We start from the raw sequence: 17,051 nt of genomic DNA on the forward strand, positions 1-17,051 counted from the left end.
CCCCGGTAGCGTTCTGCCCAAATCTAGCGCGCGCGGCTATCCTGGGGGTCAAACCTCCTCCCCCAGGAACCTACCGATGAGACTCACCTCCGCTGCTCGCCTGTTGGCCGTGCTGGTTTCGTTCGCTTTTTCAGCTGTTGCAAAATCGTCCGCCGCTGAAATTCCGCTCCGCGCCGAAGAGTTGCCGACCAAGCTCGGCGTCGGTTACGCGGTTCGCTTGCTCGACATGAATGGCGACAAGAAACTCGACATCTGTATTGTCGATCAGACGCGGATTCTCTGGCTCGAAAACCCGACGTGGAAGGAACACATCCTGATCGACAAGCAGACGCGACCCGACAACGTTTGCTTTGCCCCAGCCGATATCGACGGCGATGGCTCGCTCGACTTCGCCGTCGGCGCCGATTGGAAGCCGTTCAATACGATGAGTGGCGGCACGGTGCAGTGGATCGGGCCGAATAAATCGAAGGCTGTTTCGAAAAAAGAAGCAGATGAAGCGAACCCCGATCGGCTGTGGGAGGTCCATCCCATCAGCGAAGTGCCGACCGTGCATCGTATGAACTTTGCCGATCTCGATGGCGATGGCAAACCGGAACTGATCGTGTCGCCCCTGATGGGCCGCGGCACGAAGGCGCCCGATTGGAAGGAAGCGACCTGCCAGTTGCTGTCGTTCAAGATCCCCGCCGATCCGGTGAAGGGGCCGTGGGAGCCGACCGTGATCGATGACAAGCTGCACGTGACGCACAACTTTCAAGTGACCGATTTCAACCACGACGGCAACCCCGACATCTTGTATGTCAGCTTCGAGGGAGTGTCGCTCCTCACCAAGGACGACAGCGGCAAGTGGCAGAATCAGCACATCGGCGAAGGGAACCAAAAAACATCGCCCAACCGCGGCGCGAGCGAAATCAAGCATGGCCGACTTGGCAAGACCAGCGACTACATCGCCACGATCGAGCCTTGGCATGGCAATCAAGTTGTCGTCTACACCAAGCCGACCGCTGATCGGCCCGCGCCTGGCGAAGGCCTGTGGAATCGGCAAGTCGTCGACGAGGAACTGAAGTGGGGCCACGCCGTTTGGTGCGCAAACATGGACGATGACGAAGAAGAAGAGCTCATCATCGGCATCCGCGACGACCTAGGCCCGACCCGCAAGAGCGGCGTGCGAATCTACGACCCGCAAGATGCCGCCGGTCAAAAGTGGGAACGACAATTCGTCGATCAAGGCGGCGTCGCCGTCGAAGACCTCGCCGTCGGCGACCTCAACGGTGATGGGAAGAACGACATCGTCGCCGTCGGCCGCGCGACCCATAACGTCAAGATTTATTGGAACGGAAAATAATTTCAGATTGTAGATTTCAGATTGCAGATTGAATTCACAAATCTGTATTTCAATCTGCAATTTACAATCTGAAATCTGCAATTGAATCATGGACAACGCACCTTTCCTCTCGCTCCCTTTTCAGGATCTGACGATCGAAGGGTATTCGCGCGCAGCCGTGCAGTCATACTGGCGGATTCCTGAACTCAAGCTGGGCTTTGATCTCGGCGCCCAGCCCTGGGACTTCATGGGGACGCAGACCTGGTTCATCTCGCATCTCCATCTCGATCACATGGCCGCGATCCCGGTCTACGTGGCGCGGCGGCGAATGATGAAGATGGAACCGCCCACAATCTATCTGCCAGAGCATGCCGTCGATAACGTTGAAATGCTGCTGAAGATCGTCGGCAAACTCGATCGCGGCCGCCTGCCGTGTGAACTGATCGGCCTGCGGCCTGGCGATGAGATCGATCTGTCGCGCGAGCATGTCGTGACGGTCTCGGCAACAAAGCACACGGTTCCCTCGGTCGGCTTCGTCGTGTGGGAGAAGCGGAAGAAACTAAAAGCTGAGTATCAGGGTTTGACTGGCGAGCAGATTCGCGACATCCGCCTCAGTGGCGCCGATGTGACGGAAGAAAAGCGACTGCCGCTGCTGGCCTACACGGGCGACACCGCGCCGGGTGGACTCGACGCTTGCCCGGCCATGTATCAAGCCAAGGTGCTGATCGCGGAGATGACCTTCGTCGCGCCCAGCCATCGCAAGGAAAAGATTCACAAGCATGGCCACATGCATCTCGACGATTGGGTCGAGCGCAAGGACCGCTTCGAAAATGAGTTGATCATCGCGGGGCATCTCAGCACGCGCTATCACGACAAGCAAGTGAAGCACTACGTTCACAAAGCCTTCCCCGACATGCTCGGCGGCCGGCTGAAGCTGTGGCTATGAGTGCTGAGTTCGCAGTCTCGTTTCCACCGCCGCGTGCTGCGTATGTTCATGTTCCGTTTTGTCGGCATCGCTGCGGTTATTGCAACTTCACGCTGATCGCCGGCCGCGATGACCTGATCGAGCGCTATCTGCGGGCCCTGGCCAAAGAGCTGATGCTGCTGGAGTCGCGCCGGCCAGTGGAAACGCTGTTCTTCGGCGGTGGCACGCCGACGCATCTGCCGCCGGCTCAGCTTGCGCAGTTGTTTGCGCTCGTGCGAGATTGGTTTGATCTGCAACGTGGCTTTGAATTCAGTGCCGAAGCCAATCCGCTCGATCTGACTCCCGAGCGCTGCGCGGTGTTGCAAACGGCTGGTGTAAATCGCATCAGCCTCGGCGCGCAGTCGTTCAGCCAGCGAAAACTGACGATCCTCGAGCGTGATCATTCACCGCAGCAAGTCGGCGCGGCCTTTCGCTCGGCGAAAGAGGTCGCGTCTTCGGTTTCCCTCGATCTCATCTTCGGCGTGCCCGGCGAAACGCTCACCGAGTGGGAGAATGATTTGCAGAATGCGCTCGCGCTCCAGCCGCAGCACATTTCGACATATGGGCTGACCATCGAAAAGGGAACGAGCTTTTTCCCGCGCGTGAACCGTGGCGAACTAAAGCCCGCCGAAGAAGACACCGCCGCGGCCATGTACGAGCGAACCATCGACGTGCTGACGGCAGCTGGTTATGAGCATTACGAAGTCTCGAACTTCGCACTCCCCGGTCATCGCTGCCGCCACAACGAGACCTATTGGTTAGGCCGCGGCTATTTCGCGGTCGGTCCGGGCGCCGCTCGCTATGTCAACGGCGTACGCGAAATGAATCACCGCAGCACGACGGCGTGGCTATCGCGTTTGGAGCAAGATCAATCGCCAACAGCCGAGCGCGAAACGCTGAGCGGAGAAGAGCGTGCGCGCGAACGACTCGTGTTTGGTTTACGACGACTTGCGGGCATCGAATCACAGGCGTTTGCGCGCGAAACCGGCTTCTCGATCGAACAACTCGGCGGCGCGGATTTGCAGCGTTTCCTCGACCAAGGCTTTCTCGAGCGAACCGCTACCTCGCTCCGCCTCACCCGCCGCGGGCTCTTGATCAGCGATAGCTTATGGCCTTACTTACTGAGTTAGAGCTCTCTGTGAGAGCGGGCCGGAACTGCGCGAGTAAACTTGTTCCGGCCAACACGAGCTCATCTGTACGCTAGGCCATCGCCATGGCCGGCGCAGCAGCACCAGGCACGAGTGCTCGGACTTCGGCCAGGCCCACTTCAATCTTCAGATCGCCCCACGGACAAGTGAACGGCACGCAGATCGGCGTTACATCGGAGGGGAAACAAACTTCATGGCCGGCGCCCTTGATCACGCCCGGCAGGCTGATCGAAAGCTTGTAATCGGTCAGCAGCGCCTTGGCACTGCCGGCCACCATGTTGGTGAGTTCGCCGACCGCATCGACGACGTCGGTGTTGAGCTCGGTCGTTTCGCACATCAGCATGGTGGTGGTCGCTTGCAGCGCCACATTCTTATCGAGGCTCAGTACCACCGTCCCTTGGGCTTGGCCGCTGAGCCCGATGATGCCGCTCACATCGTGCAGTCGCGTCTCCGGGGTCTTCAAGTACAACTGGCCGCGCGTGAGTGTGCAGCCGAGCATCGTCTCGAAGGTGTTGATCAGCGAACTAATGAACGGGTTGATGTAATCGGCGCGCATCGTGACTTTCCAAAGGCGTGGGATCATCGTGCCTGGGAGAATGGCTGCGGAAACCTACGTCAGGACGGCGCGCGGTCAAATGATAAACGTAGACACCAGAAATTCCCGTTCGTTAGCGACAATCCTTGTCATTCATAAGGTGCGAAAAACCATGAAATTGAGTTCGTGAGGATTGTAATGATTACATCAATTGCTACGTTTTAGGCAGAAATCTGCACCCCTGACATTCAGCATTTGAGCTACTCGATGAGCACCCGACCGATGCGAATTCACGACCGAGCGTTTCAGCTGGAAATGCAGTGTCGAGAACTGGCGGACCTGACTCCCAGCCGAGATGTTTGCCGGGTGATCATCCAAATGGATGCCAGTCAGGATGTTGAAACTTATATCAAGGTTTCGGCGAGCATTATGGAACGCCGGGCCGGGTTAATCAGCGCGAAGCAGTTGATTCCCAACCCGCGCACCAAGGGCAAGAACAACGTCAGCAGCAAAACCAAGACAAGCACCTCGTGGCATACCGATCGAGCGGTGCGGGCCCAACTCAAGCCAGCTCAATTGGCATACCTTTCAACCACGCGCGATCAAGTGGAGCATTTTGGCAAGGAAAGGGTTAGCCAAGTTCTCAATAGTTCGGACTTCGTCAAAGAGATTCATGCCAAGCGCAAGTACCAACCAGAAGTCTTCTGGAGTTCGAGCAGTATGACGATGGAGTTGACGCGCGATGAGTTGGTTGCGCTACCCACTCGCATGCCGATGGTTTCTGGCGTTTACCCGAATCGCGACGTTCGCTTGCCGCCGGTCTCACGATCGACCGACATGCGGCCGGCCATCAACGACTACCGAGGCTATACGTGGGGGCTTTCTAAAACTGGCGCACTGGCTTGCTGGGGCGCCTACGATGCCGAAGGCGCGGTGAATGGCCAACCTGTGCTCGTGGCGGTTCTCGATACAGGCATCGATCCTACGCATCCCGATTTTGTGGATGAAATCGGCGCTAGTAAGATCGCCGGCTTTGCTGAATTTGATGAAGAAGGGCGCATGTTGCATTCGGGGATTGAGCATGCCCAGGATGACAACGATCACGGCACGCATTGCGCTGGCACCATCGTGGGGGGCAAAGCGAGCGGACGTTACATCGGCATGGCGCCGCAGGCAAAGATCCTGGCCGGTCGCGTGCTGCAAGGCGGCAGCGGCACGGATGCTCAAATTCTGGCCGGCATCGACTGGGCGATCAAAAGTGGAGCGCACATCATCAGCATGTCGCTCGGCGGCTTGCAGATGACCGCCGGCGTGCTCGATACCTACACGCGCGCCATCATCAATGCCAACAGCGTGGGAATTCCCGTGGTGGTTGCGGTTGGCAACGAAGGGAGCCAAACCACGGGCGCTCCGGGCAACGATTACTTTGCCTTCACGGTCGGTGCTACCGATCATCTCGATCGCGCGGCGGGCTTCAGTGGTGGGCGAACTCAAATCGTCGAGCAGTCGCGCTACATCAATCAGAAGTCCCTGCCGCTGGTCTATTCGAAGCCCGATGTCTCGGCGCCAGGCGTCGACATTTTCTCCGCAGTGCGTTCTCGAAAATGGGAGGCCTTTAACGGTTCTTCCATGGCGACTCCACACGTTGCCGGCGCGATGGCTTTGCTCCTCAGTGGACGCAGCACCATTTTGCAGGACACGCGAGGCGCGGAACGGGCCGAACTGTTGCAGAATCTGTTGATCAGTTCGGTGACCGAATTAGGCGAGGCCGGCCAGAACCATCGCTTCGGCTATGGCCGAATCGACACCCTGCGGGCCTTTGGATATGCCGACGAACTGGGTTACGTCACCGATCCAGCGCCAAGACCCCAGCCCACAACTAGCAGCGTCCCTCCCCGCAAACGAGCAGTCAAAAAGAAAGCCCCGAAAAAGAAGGCCGTGAAGAAAAAGACAGCCAGGAAAACCACAAAGAAATCAACCAAAAAGAAGGGGTCGTCCCGCGAGTAACAGCCGAAACTAATCTTTAGGGAGCCTGATTGAAATTGTACATTTCCCAGGTCTCCGCGTAGAATTCCGATATGAACGCCACTTTTCCGACACTCGATCCTTCCCTTCGGCAGTTTGCCGATGCTGCGAATCAGGAGCCGATTTCGGTCATTGTGGAAGTCGTTGCCGATGCGGCCAATGCTCCCTACGCCATCGTTCGTAAAGGTCTGCCCGTCGCCAAGCACGAGCGGACCACCATCGAAGAGCGAGGCACGCGCACGCAGACCAAGACACGCAGTCCCATGGATCAGCTGGAACTTCTCCTCAAAAATCTGAATGTGCCGAACCCGGTTCGGCTTGATTCGGCCGAGTCTTTTGTGGCCCGAGTGAATCCTGATCAGTTAAAAGAGCTGGCCGGTTCCGACCTCGTCGGCAAAATCCGGCCCAATCGCCAGCATCACACCTAGTCGATCGTTCGATCGGCGCGTGCGCTACTTCAGCAGGAACTGCAGCGCGGCGTCGGTGTCCTTGCTCTCAGCAACGGTCAACTTCTTATCATCCCCTGCAGCGCGATAGGCAGCCGCTGTCAGCTGCAGCGCATCGGGTTTTTCTCCGCCGACCCAGAGTGCGCCGGGAGCGCCGAGCGCGAGGAGGGCGGGAATGTCGCCGTACTTCGCGCTACCGGGCAAAAAGTTGAGTGCGCGATAGTCGTCGACGCCGGCAAAGCGAAAGCCAGCCGTGTTGATCGCTGCCGTGTGCACCGCATCGCCGGCGACTGCACGAGCGAGCGCGGCAATCGGCGCCGTGCCATCGAGCGCGACCAGATCGATTCGCTCTGGCTTGTCGGGATGATTCTTGGCAAAGGAAATCATCGTTAGCACATCGTGAGCTCGCTGGGCGATGAGGGCCTGGTTGTAGCCATAGGTGTAACCAGCGAACTCGCGCGGATTTTTTACGACGCGGTTTTGCTTCACTGGTTCGCCGTCCGACAGAAACTCGCCTTGCGAAAACAGATCGACACCAGCGATGGCCACGCCTTGCTTCAGCAACTTGCGAATCTCGGCGGTCGGTTTGCCGTCGCTATCGATCAGGCCCGCCTTGCCTTTTTCGCTCAACCAGATCACGACTCGCTTGTTCCAGTTCTCGGGCAGAAAAAACATCGCCGGCAGCTGTTCGCTGTGGCGCTTGTTTTTCACGATGCCCAGGTACTGTGTCATGTCACCTTTGTTGCTTTCGCTGACCTGCAGGTAATCGAGATCGCTCGCGGCCGGCAACTCGCGCTGCAGCACGGCCTGCCAACCGCCGCCAACCACTTCTCGCCACTTGGTCAGCGATTCCTTGTCGGTCGGCGTGAGCTTTTTCAGCTGCGCTTCGGCATCCTCGTGCCAGGTTTTGCAAACTTGTCGCTCTACGTCATCGCCACCCTTCGGCTGCGGATGTTGCTCGTTCCAAACAGTCAGATCTTTTTGCTCGAGGCGTTTAAAATCTTCTTCGACGACCGGCTCGGGAATGCCGAGCTTGAAAAACTTGTTGACCCAACCATACATCGCGCTGCGACTTGGATAGTTGTAGTTGTGCTGGAAGTGATAGTTCGGCAGGAGCATCACGTTCTTCGGCGCGCCCATCATTTCGTAATGCTTGAGGATTTCCGGAAAGCCCTTGGTCGACATTTCCTTCGTCCAGTCGTTGGCGCCGGTCATTCCTTGCGGCTTCGGGGCAAAGAGGGCGGCGAACTCGATGTTACCGGTGTTCACGCGCAGGCAGCTGGCGTTCTCGCACGTGCAGCCGCCTTGCATCGAAGTCGAAACCATCACGGCGGGGAACGACAACGTCACGCGATCGTCGATGCCGGCGAGCAGAAACGTTTGCGTGCCGCCGCCGCTCGCGCCGGTGATGCCGACGCGCGTTCTGTCGATCGGCGTTTTATCGATGTTCGGCAGGTCGAGCACAAAATCGAGCGACCGCACCGAGCTCCACGTTTGCAAACCCATGATCGATTGCAGCCGAGCTTCGGCTTGCGGGCTGTAGAGTCCCCAGTTCTCAGGCTTGTTCATTTCGGGCCGCTGCTTGGCGAAGCGATGGGCCAACTCGAACGACAGCTGCTGGCTGTCGGCGTAACCGATCATGTCGTATTGAAACACGACGCAGCCCATGCGCGCGAGACCGACGCAGCACGACTGCAACGGATTGCGGCCGGCATCTTCGAACCGCTCGGCGCCGATGACGATCTGCTGTCGCGTCGTTTGCAAACCAGCGTCATGAAAACGACCGTTCGACCAATGCCCCTGGGCATAAAGCATCACCGGCAGCGGCCCGGTTTTTCCCTTCGGCTTGTAGAGGCTGCCGGTGACGTAGAAGCCCGGAAAGCTCTCGAAATAAACCCGCTCGACCGTGTAGTCACCCTGATCGACCAGGCCGTGGATCTTGGCATTCAGCGGCGTCTTGGTCGGCATTGGCCAGAGACCCTGCGACGCCAGAATCTGCCGCTTCACGGCGGCTTGCCGCGGGGCCCAAGCCTCGCGACTAGCCGGCGGCGTGAAGGGAAAATAACCGTCGAGATCCTTGGGATCGAGCAGTCGCACATCGTCGGGCCGCTTGCCGTCGGGCAGGGCCCGCGGTGCCTCGGCGGCTCGCAGGCTGCTCGTCGTAATGAAGCAAGTGAAAACGAAGAGCCAGCGGAGCACGTTCATCGTCGACTTTCCGAGAGCAAGGCGGTGGGATCAGTAGCGGTCAAGCTCCGCGTGGCGTCTTATCCAGCGAGCGGCGGATAGTGTAACGCTGCCCTGGCGGCGGAGCCAGCTTTTTCCGGCGGTTGCGCGGCCCGTCAGACCGTTGCCACGTCTGGCCGTCGCTGGTAAACTAACACGACTCGCGGTGGCTGTAGCTCAGTTGGTTAGAGCGCCAGATTGTGGATCTGGAAGTCGCGGGTTCAAGTCCCGTCAGCCACCCTAAAGCAATACGGCCCCGCACTTTAGCGGGGCCGTTTTCGTTGGTGGATCGGGCGGTTTTCAGCAATAGCCCTCTGTCATCGCAATGGCCGCTGCTTTAGTGCTTCAGCAGTCCATCCTTCAAGCTTTCGTGCCAAGCCTTCTTCTCGCGGTCGTACACGCCAAAGCCGGCGCCGAATTCCCAGTAGGCCCAGCTCCAGCCGCGTTTCTCGGCTTCGCCGGTGATGGCCTTCGTCCAACGCGCGCGACTTTCATCGTCGGCTTTGCTGAACGCGCCGAATTCGCCGAGGTAGATCGGGCGGTTGTTTTCCTTGGCCCATTTCGCCGTGGCGTCGAATTCCTTCGTGATCTCGCCGAGTTCCTTTTCGTCGCCGGTCCACTTCGTGCCGATCCACGGCGCCGAGTCCTTCACCCAGTGCGCGCCTTGGTGGGTGAATTTGAACGGGTTGTAGTAATGAACCGTGACGATCAGGTTCGGGTCGTCCGGCAGCTTGAACTTGCTGAGGGCCCACATGCCGTTCCAGAAGGGCGGGCCGATGATCACGGGCCGCGTCGGGTTGCTCTCGCGGACGGCGGCGAGGAGCGGCGGGATGATTTCGGTCCAGGCGTTGTCTTTGTTGAGCTCTTCATGCGGTTCGTTCATCAGCTCGAAAACCAAAAACGAGCCACGATCCTTATAGCGGGTGGCGATCTGCTTCCAAATCGCAATGGCCCGCGGCAGTTCGCCCTTAGGATTTTTATCGAGCTCTTCGAAGTGATGATGGTTGAGCACGACTTTGAGCTTGGCATCCTCGGCTTGCTTCAGCAGTTGATCGATGCGCTCGAAAAACGCCGGCTCCACAACGAATGGCTCCGTCTTGCTCGCATGCGAAGTCCACTTCACCGGCAAACGGACGTGATCGAAGCCGGCTTGCTTGATGAGCGGAAAATATTCCGCCTCGATCTTCATCCCCCACTCGCCTTCCTTCGGCGCTTCGAGAGCATTGCCCAGGTTCACGCCCCGGCCGAGCGCTTTGTTGGCGGCGAAGATGTCCTCGGCGCTTGCGACATGCAGTCCGCAGGTGGCAACCAAGCACATCGCGAGAAGGGATTTGGCGAAGAGAGAATTCATGGTGTTCACCAAAGAGAGAGAGGATGACATCAACGACGCGTGACTTTCAGCTTGCTTCCGCGACCACCGGCCTTGTGCGCCTTGTGCCGGTGGAGTGATCACTATTCAGCTAGCCAGTGATGGCCCCACGGGCACAAGGCCCATGGTCGCCGTATCTAGTTCTGCAGAATTTTGTAGCAGGCCAGTGAGCGCCCCGCTGGGACAAGCCCAGCGGTCGCGTATGCGCAGACGCTTTCGAAACGAAACTTACTTCGCGTCGATCACGCGGATCTTGATGTTGCGATAGGCCACTTCGTTGCCGTGGTCTTGCAAGCTGATCATGCCGCTGGTCGGTTTGCCGAAGAGAGGCATCGCCTTGAACTTGCTGGCGGCGACCTTCTCATCCCAATCCTTGCTTCCCTTCACGAAGTCGTAATACTTCGTGCCGTTCATCCACACGGTCGACTTCTCGGGCGAGATCAGCACGCGGAGCTCGTTCCATTCACCAGCGGGCTTCGTCGCATCGACGCCGTCGGCTGGCTTGTAGAGCTGATACAACCAACCGGCCTTCTGCGGATCGTGGCCATCTTTGTTGTCTTGCACTTGGATTTCCGGGCCGGTCATCCAGGGCGTGCCGCCTTCGTCGGTGACGTGGAACATCAAGCCGCTGTTGCCACCCTTCGAAATCTTGTATTCGAGGACGAGTTCGAATGCGGTGTATTTGTCGGCAGTCACAATGTCGCCGGCGTTGTTGCCAGCGCGGGTCAGTTCGCCGTTCTTCACTTGCCAGCCGGGCGAGACGCTATCCTTCTTGAAATTCTTCCAGCCGTCGGTGGTCTTGCCGTCGAACAGCAACTTCCAACCGGCGGACTTTTCCTTGTCGGTGAGCGTGTTCGGCGCGGCGTCTTCGGCGAAGAGCGGCGCGGCGATGGTGATAACGAAGGCGAACGCGAAGAGACGGGAGAGCAGTTTCATGGATTTACTCCTGAGGTGAGATAGGTAGCCCGTAGCGTTAGCGAGGGAGTGCATTGCAGGGAACACACCCTCGCTAACGCTACGGGCTACCTGAGGAAGGCGACTGTGATATTACTCTGCCCGCAGTTCGAGCAGATAGGGGTGGCCGCCCGAGCCGCGGTCGTGGGCATCTAGCAAACCGAGATAAAACTTGCCGGCCGAGGTCGTCTTGTACTTGAGCAACGCGTCGCGATGCTCCGGCTGATCGTCGCTCTGCGCAAGAACCTGGCCGGCAGCATCGTAAAGAATCAACAGCGGATCGAGCGCCGAACCACGCCGCGCGGCGAAGGTTTCCGCCACGAGTGCCTGGCCCGCCTGAGCTTCGATTTCGAACACATCGACGTCGCGCTGCTGATGAACGCTGCCGACGATCGTCTGGCCCACAGCGAGCTTGTTGCATTTGCGAAAGGCTTCGTTGGGTTCCGATTCTGCTTGCAGTTTGTCTGCTGGTTTCACCGCGAGGTTGTAAGGCTGCGAAGTCCCATCCGGGTTTGTGACCGCCAGCTGCACATCGGCAGCGGCGAAATTTTCCGGCAGGGTGAACTCGATCTCGACAAAGGAATCGCCAATTTCGTTGGCGTTGATGCCGTTCGGCGGATTCGATTTCTCTTTCTTTTTCAGTTCGATCTTTGGCGGATTTTCGACGCCGGTGATCGCCACTTCACTGGCGGTGTCGAGCTTCATTCCGCGCAGTGTGATCTTGGCAGCGACATTCGGCGAAACAACAAGCGGAGCCGCGAGGATGATCTTGGGACCATCCTTTTTCTCTGGCGGTTTGTCCTGTGCACTGGCGCTAGCAATCAACAGGCTGGCGACGACGATGAAAAAATGCTTAACCATACAGATCCGCGATCAGCGAGCCTTCGTCTAGAATTTCCAGCGGCCGACCGTCGGGCGTGTGGATGTGCTTGCGCGGATGAATGCCGAGGGCCGAGAGCATGGTGTACGCCACATCGGCCGGCTTGACCGGTTGCTTCGTCGCGTGCGCGCCGATCTCGTCGGTTGCACCGATCACCTGGCCACCCTTCACGCCGGCGCCGGCCATGATCAGCGAGGCGGCGGGGCCCCAGTGGTCGCGGCCTTCGTCCTTGTTGATCTTCGGCGTGCGGCCGAATTCTCCCATGCACACGACGAGGGTCTCGTCGAGCAAGCCGCGCTCCTTCATATCGGCGAGGAAGGCCGAAAAGCCTTTGTCGAACTCGGGCAGTTTCTTATCGAGCGCAGGAAAAATCTTGCCGTGATGATCCCAGCCGCCGTAGTTCACGGTGACGAACGTGACGCCCCCTTCGACTAGCCGCCGCGCGAGAAGGCAGCTTTGACCAAACGTGCTCCGGCCGTACCGATCGCGCGTTTCGGCCGATTCCTTTTCGATGTCGAACGCCGCCTGCGCTTGCGGCGAGAGAATCATCTCTGCGGCCCGCTTCTGGAATTCGTCGTACGTCGCTACCTGATCGTTGCCGCGAACTTGCTCACCGAGCGAATCGACGGCTTGCAGCAGGTTTTTACGGCGATTGAGCGAAGTATCGCTCAGCGGCTGCGAACGAGCGAGGTCGCGAACTTTGTAACCGCCCGAGTTCGGATCACCAGCCTTGAACGATTCAAATCGACCGCCGAGGAAAGCACTGCGGCCGAGCTCCCAAGTGAACGATGGGTTGTTGGGAACCGACACATACGGCGGCACTTGTGAGCGAAAGCCCGTCTCGTGCGCGACAACCGCGCCGATGGCAGGATAGTCGCCAAAAGCCGAGCCGAAGCGGCCACTCATCACCCAGTTGGTCGCCGTTTCGTGATGATCGTTGTTGTGCGCGCCGCTGCGGATCAGCGTGTAAAGGTCATTCTGCTGCGCGAGGAGCGGCACGAGCTCGCCGTAGCTGATGCCCGGCAACTTCGTCTGAATCGTGCTGTACTTCCCTTTGATCTCGGCCGAGGCGTTCGGCTTGGGATCGAAACTATCGTGATGGCTCAAGCCACCGCCGAGATAAACGAGCACGATCGACTTGGCCCGCTTCTTCATTTCGGGCGCACCGCTCGCCGATTGAGCGGCCAGCAGATTCGCCAGCGAAAACCCCAGCGGAGCGATGGCGCCCACGCGCAGAAAGTCACGCCGCTGCCAGCCGTTGCAAAATTGCTTCTTCGCACTATTTAAATTGATGTCGAGCATGTGTTTCCCTTGCCTTAGCCCCAGCTCCTAGTTCCCAGCCCCGCCTTAATGATTGAACGCAAATTCCTTGGTATTCAGCACCGCCCAATACAAATCCTTGATCGCTTCTTCGCGCGAGCCGTCGTCGAGTTTCGTGCCATCGAGTGCGGACTGCACGGCTTGGAGCTCGCTCGGCTTCGGTTGACGCGAGAGGGCCGCTACAAAGATCGAACGGATCAACTTTTCATCGTCCATCTTGTCAGCAAGAAGTTGCTTGAGGTGACTTTCCGGCTGACTCAGTTTTTGTGACAAACCATCGCCACATTGCAAATGGAGCAACTGTGGCAACGTGACTTCGCCACTCCGCTCGCAAGCACAGGCGGTGACGCGATCGCTACGGCCGAACATCGACAGGAAGGATGAACTGACGCCCGGATCGGGAATCTGAATCGCTCGCAGGCCGACCGGATAACCTTGAAATTGATCAGGGATGTTCGTGACCTGGCTCAACGCGTCGAGCAGCACTTCGGCGGGCAAACGACGAGCGTAATAGTGCGAGTAGTGGCGATTGTCTTGCTCGTTGGCTGCGACGGTGCCGCTGCTCAGCTGATAGGCCCGCGAGTTGAGGAACAGCCGCTGCAAGTGCTTCAAATCGTACTTGTGCGCGACAAATTCCTGCACGAGCGCGTTCCAGAGTTCGCGATTCGACGGCGGATTGCTGGCACGCAGATCATCGACGGGCTCGACGAGACCGACGCTGAAGAAGTGCTTCCACTGGCGGTTGACCATGTTGCCGGCGAACGCGTTGTTGCTCGGCTGATGCATCCAGCGGACGAGCGACGACCGCGGGTCCTCGCCATCTTCGGTGTTCACTTCGCTCCGGTCGAGCGGCAAAGGCGGCATCATCTGGCCGGTGCGCGGCTGGCGAACTTTCGGGTTCCGCTTATTTTCGGCGAGGCGGTTTTTCTGCTCGTCGAACTCCTTTTGCCGACGATCCGCTTCCTGCTGAGCCTTCTCAAGCTCTTTGCCTTCTTTGCCTTCGAGATTCTTGCGGGCTTCGTCGACTTTCTTCTGCCGCTCGTCGAGATTCTTCTGATCGCGCTCTTCGTCTTCGGTGCCGATGACGAGTTGTGTCAAACCTTCGTTCGGATTCTTGCGTTTCAATTGCACGCGAGCAAAGAAGGCGGCGAAGCGATAGTAATCGTCTTGCGTGTAGCGCTCGAGCGGATGGTTGTGGCACTTCGCACAACCGATGCGAGTGCCGAGAAACGACTGGGCAACGGAAGAAACCACTTCGGACTCTTCGACCCGGCGCTGTTCACCCAAAGTGACGATGAAGTAGCCCAGCTCGGGATGTTCGCCGACGTTGCCTTGGGCAGTGAGGACATCGGCGGCGATCTGATCCCAGCTGCGGTTGGCTTGCAATTGCTTGCGCATCCAGGCTTGGAAGGATCGCACACCTTTCGTGCCGCGCACATCGTGGTCGCGTTCTTTGCGGTTCTGCAGTTGATCGCAGAGTTGCAGTGTCCAAAAGTCGATCCACTCGGGCCGAGCGAGGAGTTCTTCGATCAACTGTTGCCGTTTGTTCGGCGACGAATCAGCGAGAAACTTTTCTGCTTCGGCTTCGGTTGGAAGCGTGCCGATGGTGTCGAGGTATACACGGCGGAGAAAGGTCGCGTCATCGGCGGCTTGCGACGGAGGAATGCGCAGCGCAGCGAGCTTTTCAAACACATGCTGATCGACGACGTTGCGGCGTTCGGCTAGTTGCTCGGCAGGAACCGGTTCGGCGAATGGAATCGTGAGCTGGGCGACAACTACTTCGCCTTGAAAATGAACGCGAACGACGGTTTCGCCAGCCCGCAGACATTTCACGAGACCAGCCGATGAAACTTCGACGACGCTGGCATCGTTGGTGAAGAACTGCGCGAGCCAAGTGACATCGCGGACACGGCCGTCGTCGTAGGTGGCGTATACCGACAGTTGCTGGGTGTCACCGGCTGCAAGCGTGCGATCGCCGGGAAGGATTTCGATCTTCGTGACAGCAGGTTCTGTCGCAATCAAGTTCGGCGTGCCGGCGGTGATCCATGCGAGCAGTGTCTTCTCGGCGCGGCTGCCGGTTTCAAACAACCGACCGCCGCCATGCGGCTCGCGGCCGTTTGGCTTCTTGATGAGCAGGCTTTGGTCCGGTGCTGCCGTGCTCACACGTCGGCCAAAGAACTCGCGCGTCAGCCAACCGTGGTCCCACTCGGGAGCGTAACCGCGGAGCGAAAGTTTGAAACCGTTCTGGCCGGCCAGCTTGCCGTGGCAGGCGCCTTGATTACAGCCGTAGCGAGTGAGGACCGGCAGCACGTCGTGACGAAACGACGGCGGCGTTTGCGCATCGGCGTTTTTCACGACGAGCGGAATCTTGGCGGTCTGGCCGGAGTGTTCGATCGTCAGTTCCGCTTCGCCGTCGGCGCGGGCGATGACTTCACGACCTTCGATAGCGACGAGGTCTGCCTTCGACGAGTTGATCTTCACCTGACCGGTAACATCGACGGTCTTACTATCGGTCTTCAGGAGTGCCACGATGCCGGCCCGGTCATTCGCACCATCGAGCGTGATCGTCGCGGGAAAAACTTTCAGCGTGGGTTCCGCGGCCAACGTCGGAACGGCGCAGCACAGCCAGGCGAGGCATACCAAGAGTGGACGCAAGGATGTGTTCCGTTCGCAGGTGGGGAGGTAGGCGGGGAGTTGCCGATTCGGTCGGCAACCACGCCTATCTTAATCCACCCGCGCAGGCGGCGTAAAGCGAATTGAAATCTCCAGTGGGTTGTGCGGCGGATGGTTTGGCTTTGCGCCAGGTCGTAGTCGCTGCGGCCTGCAGGCTGATTGCAAAACTCGCAGGAGAATGCCAGAAATTGGAGATGCTCAACTATCTCATTCGCCGCGACTTGTATGCAGCGTGGGAACTCACGTTTGGTGCGATGCTCGTGATGTCTGTCGTCGGCCCGGCAATAGCTACCTTCGCCTGTCTGCGGCGGCCTCCGTTTCAATGGCGGACATGGCGGAGCAGCGCGTGGGTTGCCTGGCGAACGGGAGTTGTCGTTTGCGTTGCCAGTACCTTGTTCGGTGTTGGCATCGTTCAGTTGTTGAGTAACCTGATCGCCGGCTACCAACCGCTGGACATGCAATCGGTCACCACCATTTGTTTACTCGGTTATCTGTTGGCGTTTGGGGTCGCCTATCGGCGCACGGTTCGACATCTAGCGACAATAGCCGAGCCGGAGAAGGATTCGCGGCGGTTTGCATTTTCACTTCGTACGTTGATCTTAGTGCAGGTCGCGATCATCGTCGCAATTGGCCTCTGGGTTGCGAATCGCCACCCCTTCCATGTGTTGAAGATGCAGCAACTGGCGCAACAGCATCAGATTGACGAACAAAGAATGGAGGCCCAGGTCATGCAACGTTTGCAGCAACCTGGTTGGCATGCGGTGGTCAGTTCGAATCCACGTCGTTTGCAACTATTCACGCAAGGGAGCGATCTCCCCGGTTTTTCTGAGCAAACACTCGATCGAATTACCCGCGAAGACGGTCTCTCCCTGATCGAGGTGCGCAGCGATCAACTCACTGATCTCGGCGTCAGCAAACTTGCCGAGCATCGCGACTTGAAATTCTTGACCTTGAAGTCAGACAGCATCTCAGACAGTTGCTTCGCCGCTTTTGCGGGGCACCCGTCGCTCCTCGCGCTAAGAGTTGATAGCAACAACTTGACCGACGAGGTGTTTCAGCAATTGCAGCAGATCCCCAAGTTGAAAGAAGTGCATCTGACACTTCCCATGGGAACCGAAGCTGCCATCAACTCCTACCGCCAGACCAAGCCTGGCGTGAAAGTGACGATCACAACCACCACGCCCTAAGTTGGC

The 17,051-nt window shown here is 58.5% G+C and carries 13 protein-coding genes and 1 tRNA gene; 7 read left to right on the plus strand and 7 right to left on the minus strand.

The features are described from left to right. The first annotated feature begins 76 nt into the window (after positions 1-76). The 3 genes from M9Q49_RS33650 (at position 77) to hemW (ending at position 3,415) form a co-directional block, all read left to right on the plus strand. Positions 77-1,342, plus strand: coding sequence for an FG-GAP repeat domain-containing protein (locus M9Q49_RS33650; RefSeq protein ID WP_254513724.1), 1,266 nt, complete (start codon positions 77-79; stop codon positions 1,340-1,342). Positions 1,343-1,427: 85 nt separating this feature from the next. Further along, a complete protein-coding gene (locus M9Q49_RS33655) occupies positions 1,428-2,267 on the plus strand; it encodes an MBL fold metallo-hydrolase (protein WP_254513815.1) in 840 nt (279 codons plus the stop codon). Then, positions 2,264-3,415 carry a radical SAM family heme chaperone HemW gene (gene hemW, locus M9Q49_RS33660; RefSeq protein WP_254513725.1) on the plus strand — a complete coding sequence of 384 codons (1,152 nt, stop codon included), beginning with the start codon at positions 2,264-2,266 and terminating at the stop codon, positions 3,413-3,415. The genes M9Q49_RS33655 and hemW overlap by 4 nt, the downstream gene beginning before the upstream one ends. A gap of 70 nt (positions 3,416-3,485) precedes the next feature. Here the strand turns inward: hemW and M9Q49_RS33665 are convergent, their stop codons facing one another. Then, positions 3,486-4,016: a chemotaxis protein CheX gene (locus tag M9Q49_RS33665; protein ID WP_254513726.1), complete on the minus strand. Its 531-nt coding sequence runs from the start codon at positions 4,014-4,016 to the stop codon at positions 3,486-3,488. Between the two features lie 219 nt (positions 4,017-4,235). Here M9Q49_RS33665 and M9Q49_RS33670 point away from each other — a divergent pair, with 219 nt between their 5' ends. Beyond that, complete coding sequence (locus M9Q49_RS33670; RefSeq protein ID WP_254513727.1) at positions 4,236-5,975, plus strand: S8 family peptidase; 1,740 nt, start codon at positions 4,236-4,238, stop codon at positions 5,973-5,975. A 71-nt stretch (positions 5,976-6,046) separates the two neighbouring features. Then, positions 6,047-6,421 (plus strand): hypothetical protein, encoded by a 375-nt coding sequence (locus tag M9Q49_RS33675; RefSeq protein ID WP_254513728.1) that lies wholly within the window; start codon positions 6,047-6,049, stop codon positions 6,419-6,421. A gap of 24 nt (positions 6,422-6,445) precedes the next feature. Here M9Q49_RS33675 and M9Q49_RS33680 read toward each other — a convergent pair whose 3' ends face one another. Continuing rightward, positions 6,446-8,644, minus strand: a complete 2,199-nt coding sequence (locus M9Q49_RS33680; RefSeq protein WP_254513729.1) for an alpha/beta hydrolase family protein — start codon at positions 8,642-8,644, stop codon at positions 6,446-6,448. Between the two features lie 184 nt (positions 8,645-8,828). Between M9Q49_RS33680 and M9Q49_RS33685 the strand changes: the two genes are divergently transcribed. Then, positions 8,829-8,902: transfer RNA gene (locus M9Q49_RS33685), tRNA-His, on the plus strand. 97 nt (positions 8,903-8,999) lie between these two features. On the opposite strand, the gene M9Q49_RS33690 is transcribed toward M9Q49_RS33685, so the two are convergent. The 5 genes from M9Q49_RS33690 to M9Q49_RS33710 all read right to left on the minus strand — a co-directional run bounded on the left by M9Q49_RS33690 (position 9,000) and on the right by M9Q49_RS33710 (position 15,840). Then, on the minus strand, positions 9,000-10,013 hold the full coding sequence (locus M9Q49_RS33690) for a glycoside hydrolase family 5 protein (RefSeq protein WP_254513730.1): 1,014 nt from the start codon (positions 10,011-10,013) through the stop codon (positions 9,000-9,002). A 246-nt stretch (positions 10,014-10,259) separates the two neighbouring features. Next, positions 10,260-10,967: a 3-keto-disaccharide hydrolase gene (locus M9Q49_RS33695; RefSeq protein ID WP_254513731.1), complete on the minus strand. Its 708-nt coding sequence runs from the start codon at positions 10,965-10,967 to the stop codon at positions 10,260-10,262. Positions 10,968-11,078: 111 nt separating this feature from the next. After that, a complete protein-coding gene (locus tag M9Q49_RS33700; protein ID WP_254513732.1) occupies positions 11,079-11,846 on the minus strand; it encodes a PPC domain-containing protein in 768 nt (255 codons plus the stop codon). Next, positions 11,839-13,167 (minus strand): DUF1501 domain-containing protein, encoded by a 1,329-nt coding sequence (locus M9Q49_RS33705; protein ID WP_254513733.1) that lies wholly within the window; start codon positions 13,165-13,167, stop codon positions 11,839-11,841. The genes M9Q49_RS33700 and M9Q49_RS33705 overlap by 8 nt, the downstream gene beginning before the upstream one ends. A 45-nt stretch (positions 13,168-13,212) precedes the next feature. Further along, positions 13,213-15,840 (minus strand): DUF1549 domain-containing protein, encoded by a 2,628-nt coding sequence (locus tag M9Q49_RS33710; RefSeq protein ID WP_254513734.1) that lies wholly within the window; start codon positions 15,838-15,840, stop codon positions 13,213-13,215. 212 nt (positions 15,841-16,052) lie between these two features. Between M9Q49_RS33710 and M9Q49_RS33715 the strand changes: the two genes are divergently transcribed. Beyond that, positions 16,053-17,045 (plus strand): hypothetical protein, encoded by a 993-nt coding sequence (locus M9Q49_RS33715; protein ID WP_254513735.1) that lies wholly within the window; start codon positions 16,053-16,055, stop codon positions 17,043-17,045. The last annotated feature ends 6 nt before the right edge of the window (positions 17,046-17,051 follow it).

It is taken from the genome of Anatilimnocola floriformis (assembly GCF_024256385.1).
In the GTDB taxonomy this organism is placed as follows: Bacteria; Planctomycetota; Planctomycetia; order Pirellulales; family Pirellulaceae; genus Anatilimnocola; species Anatilimnocola floriformis.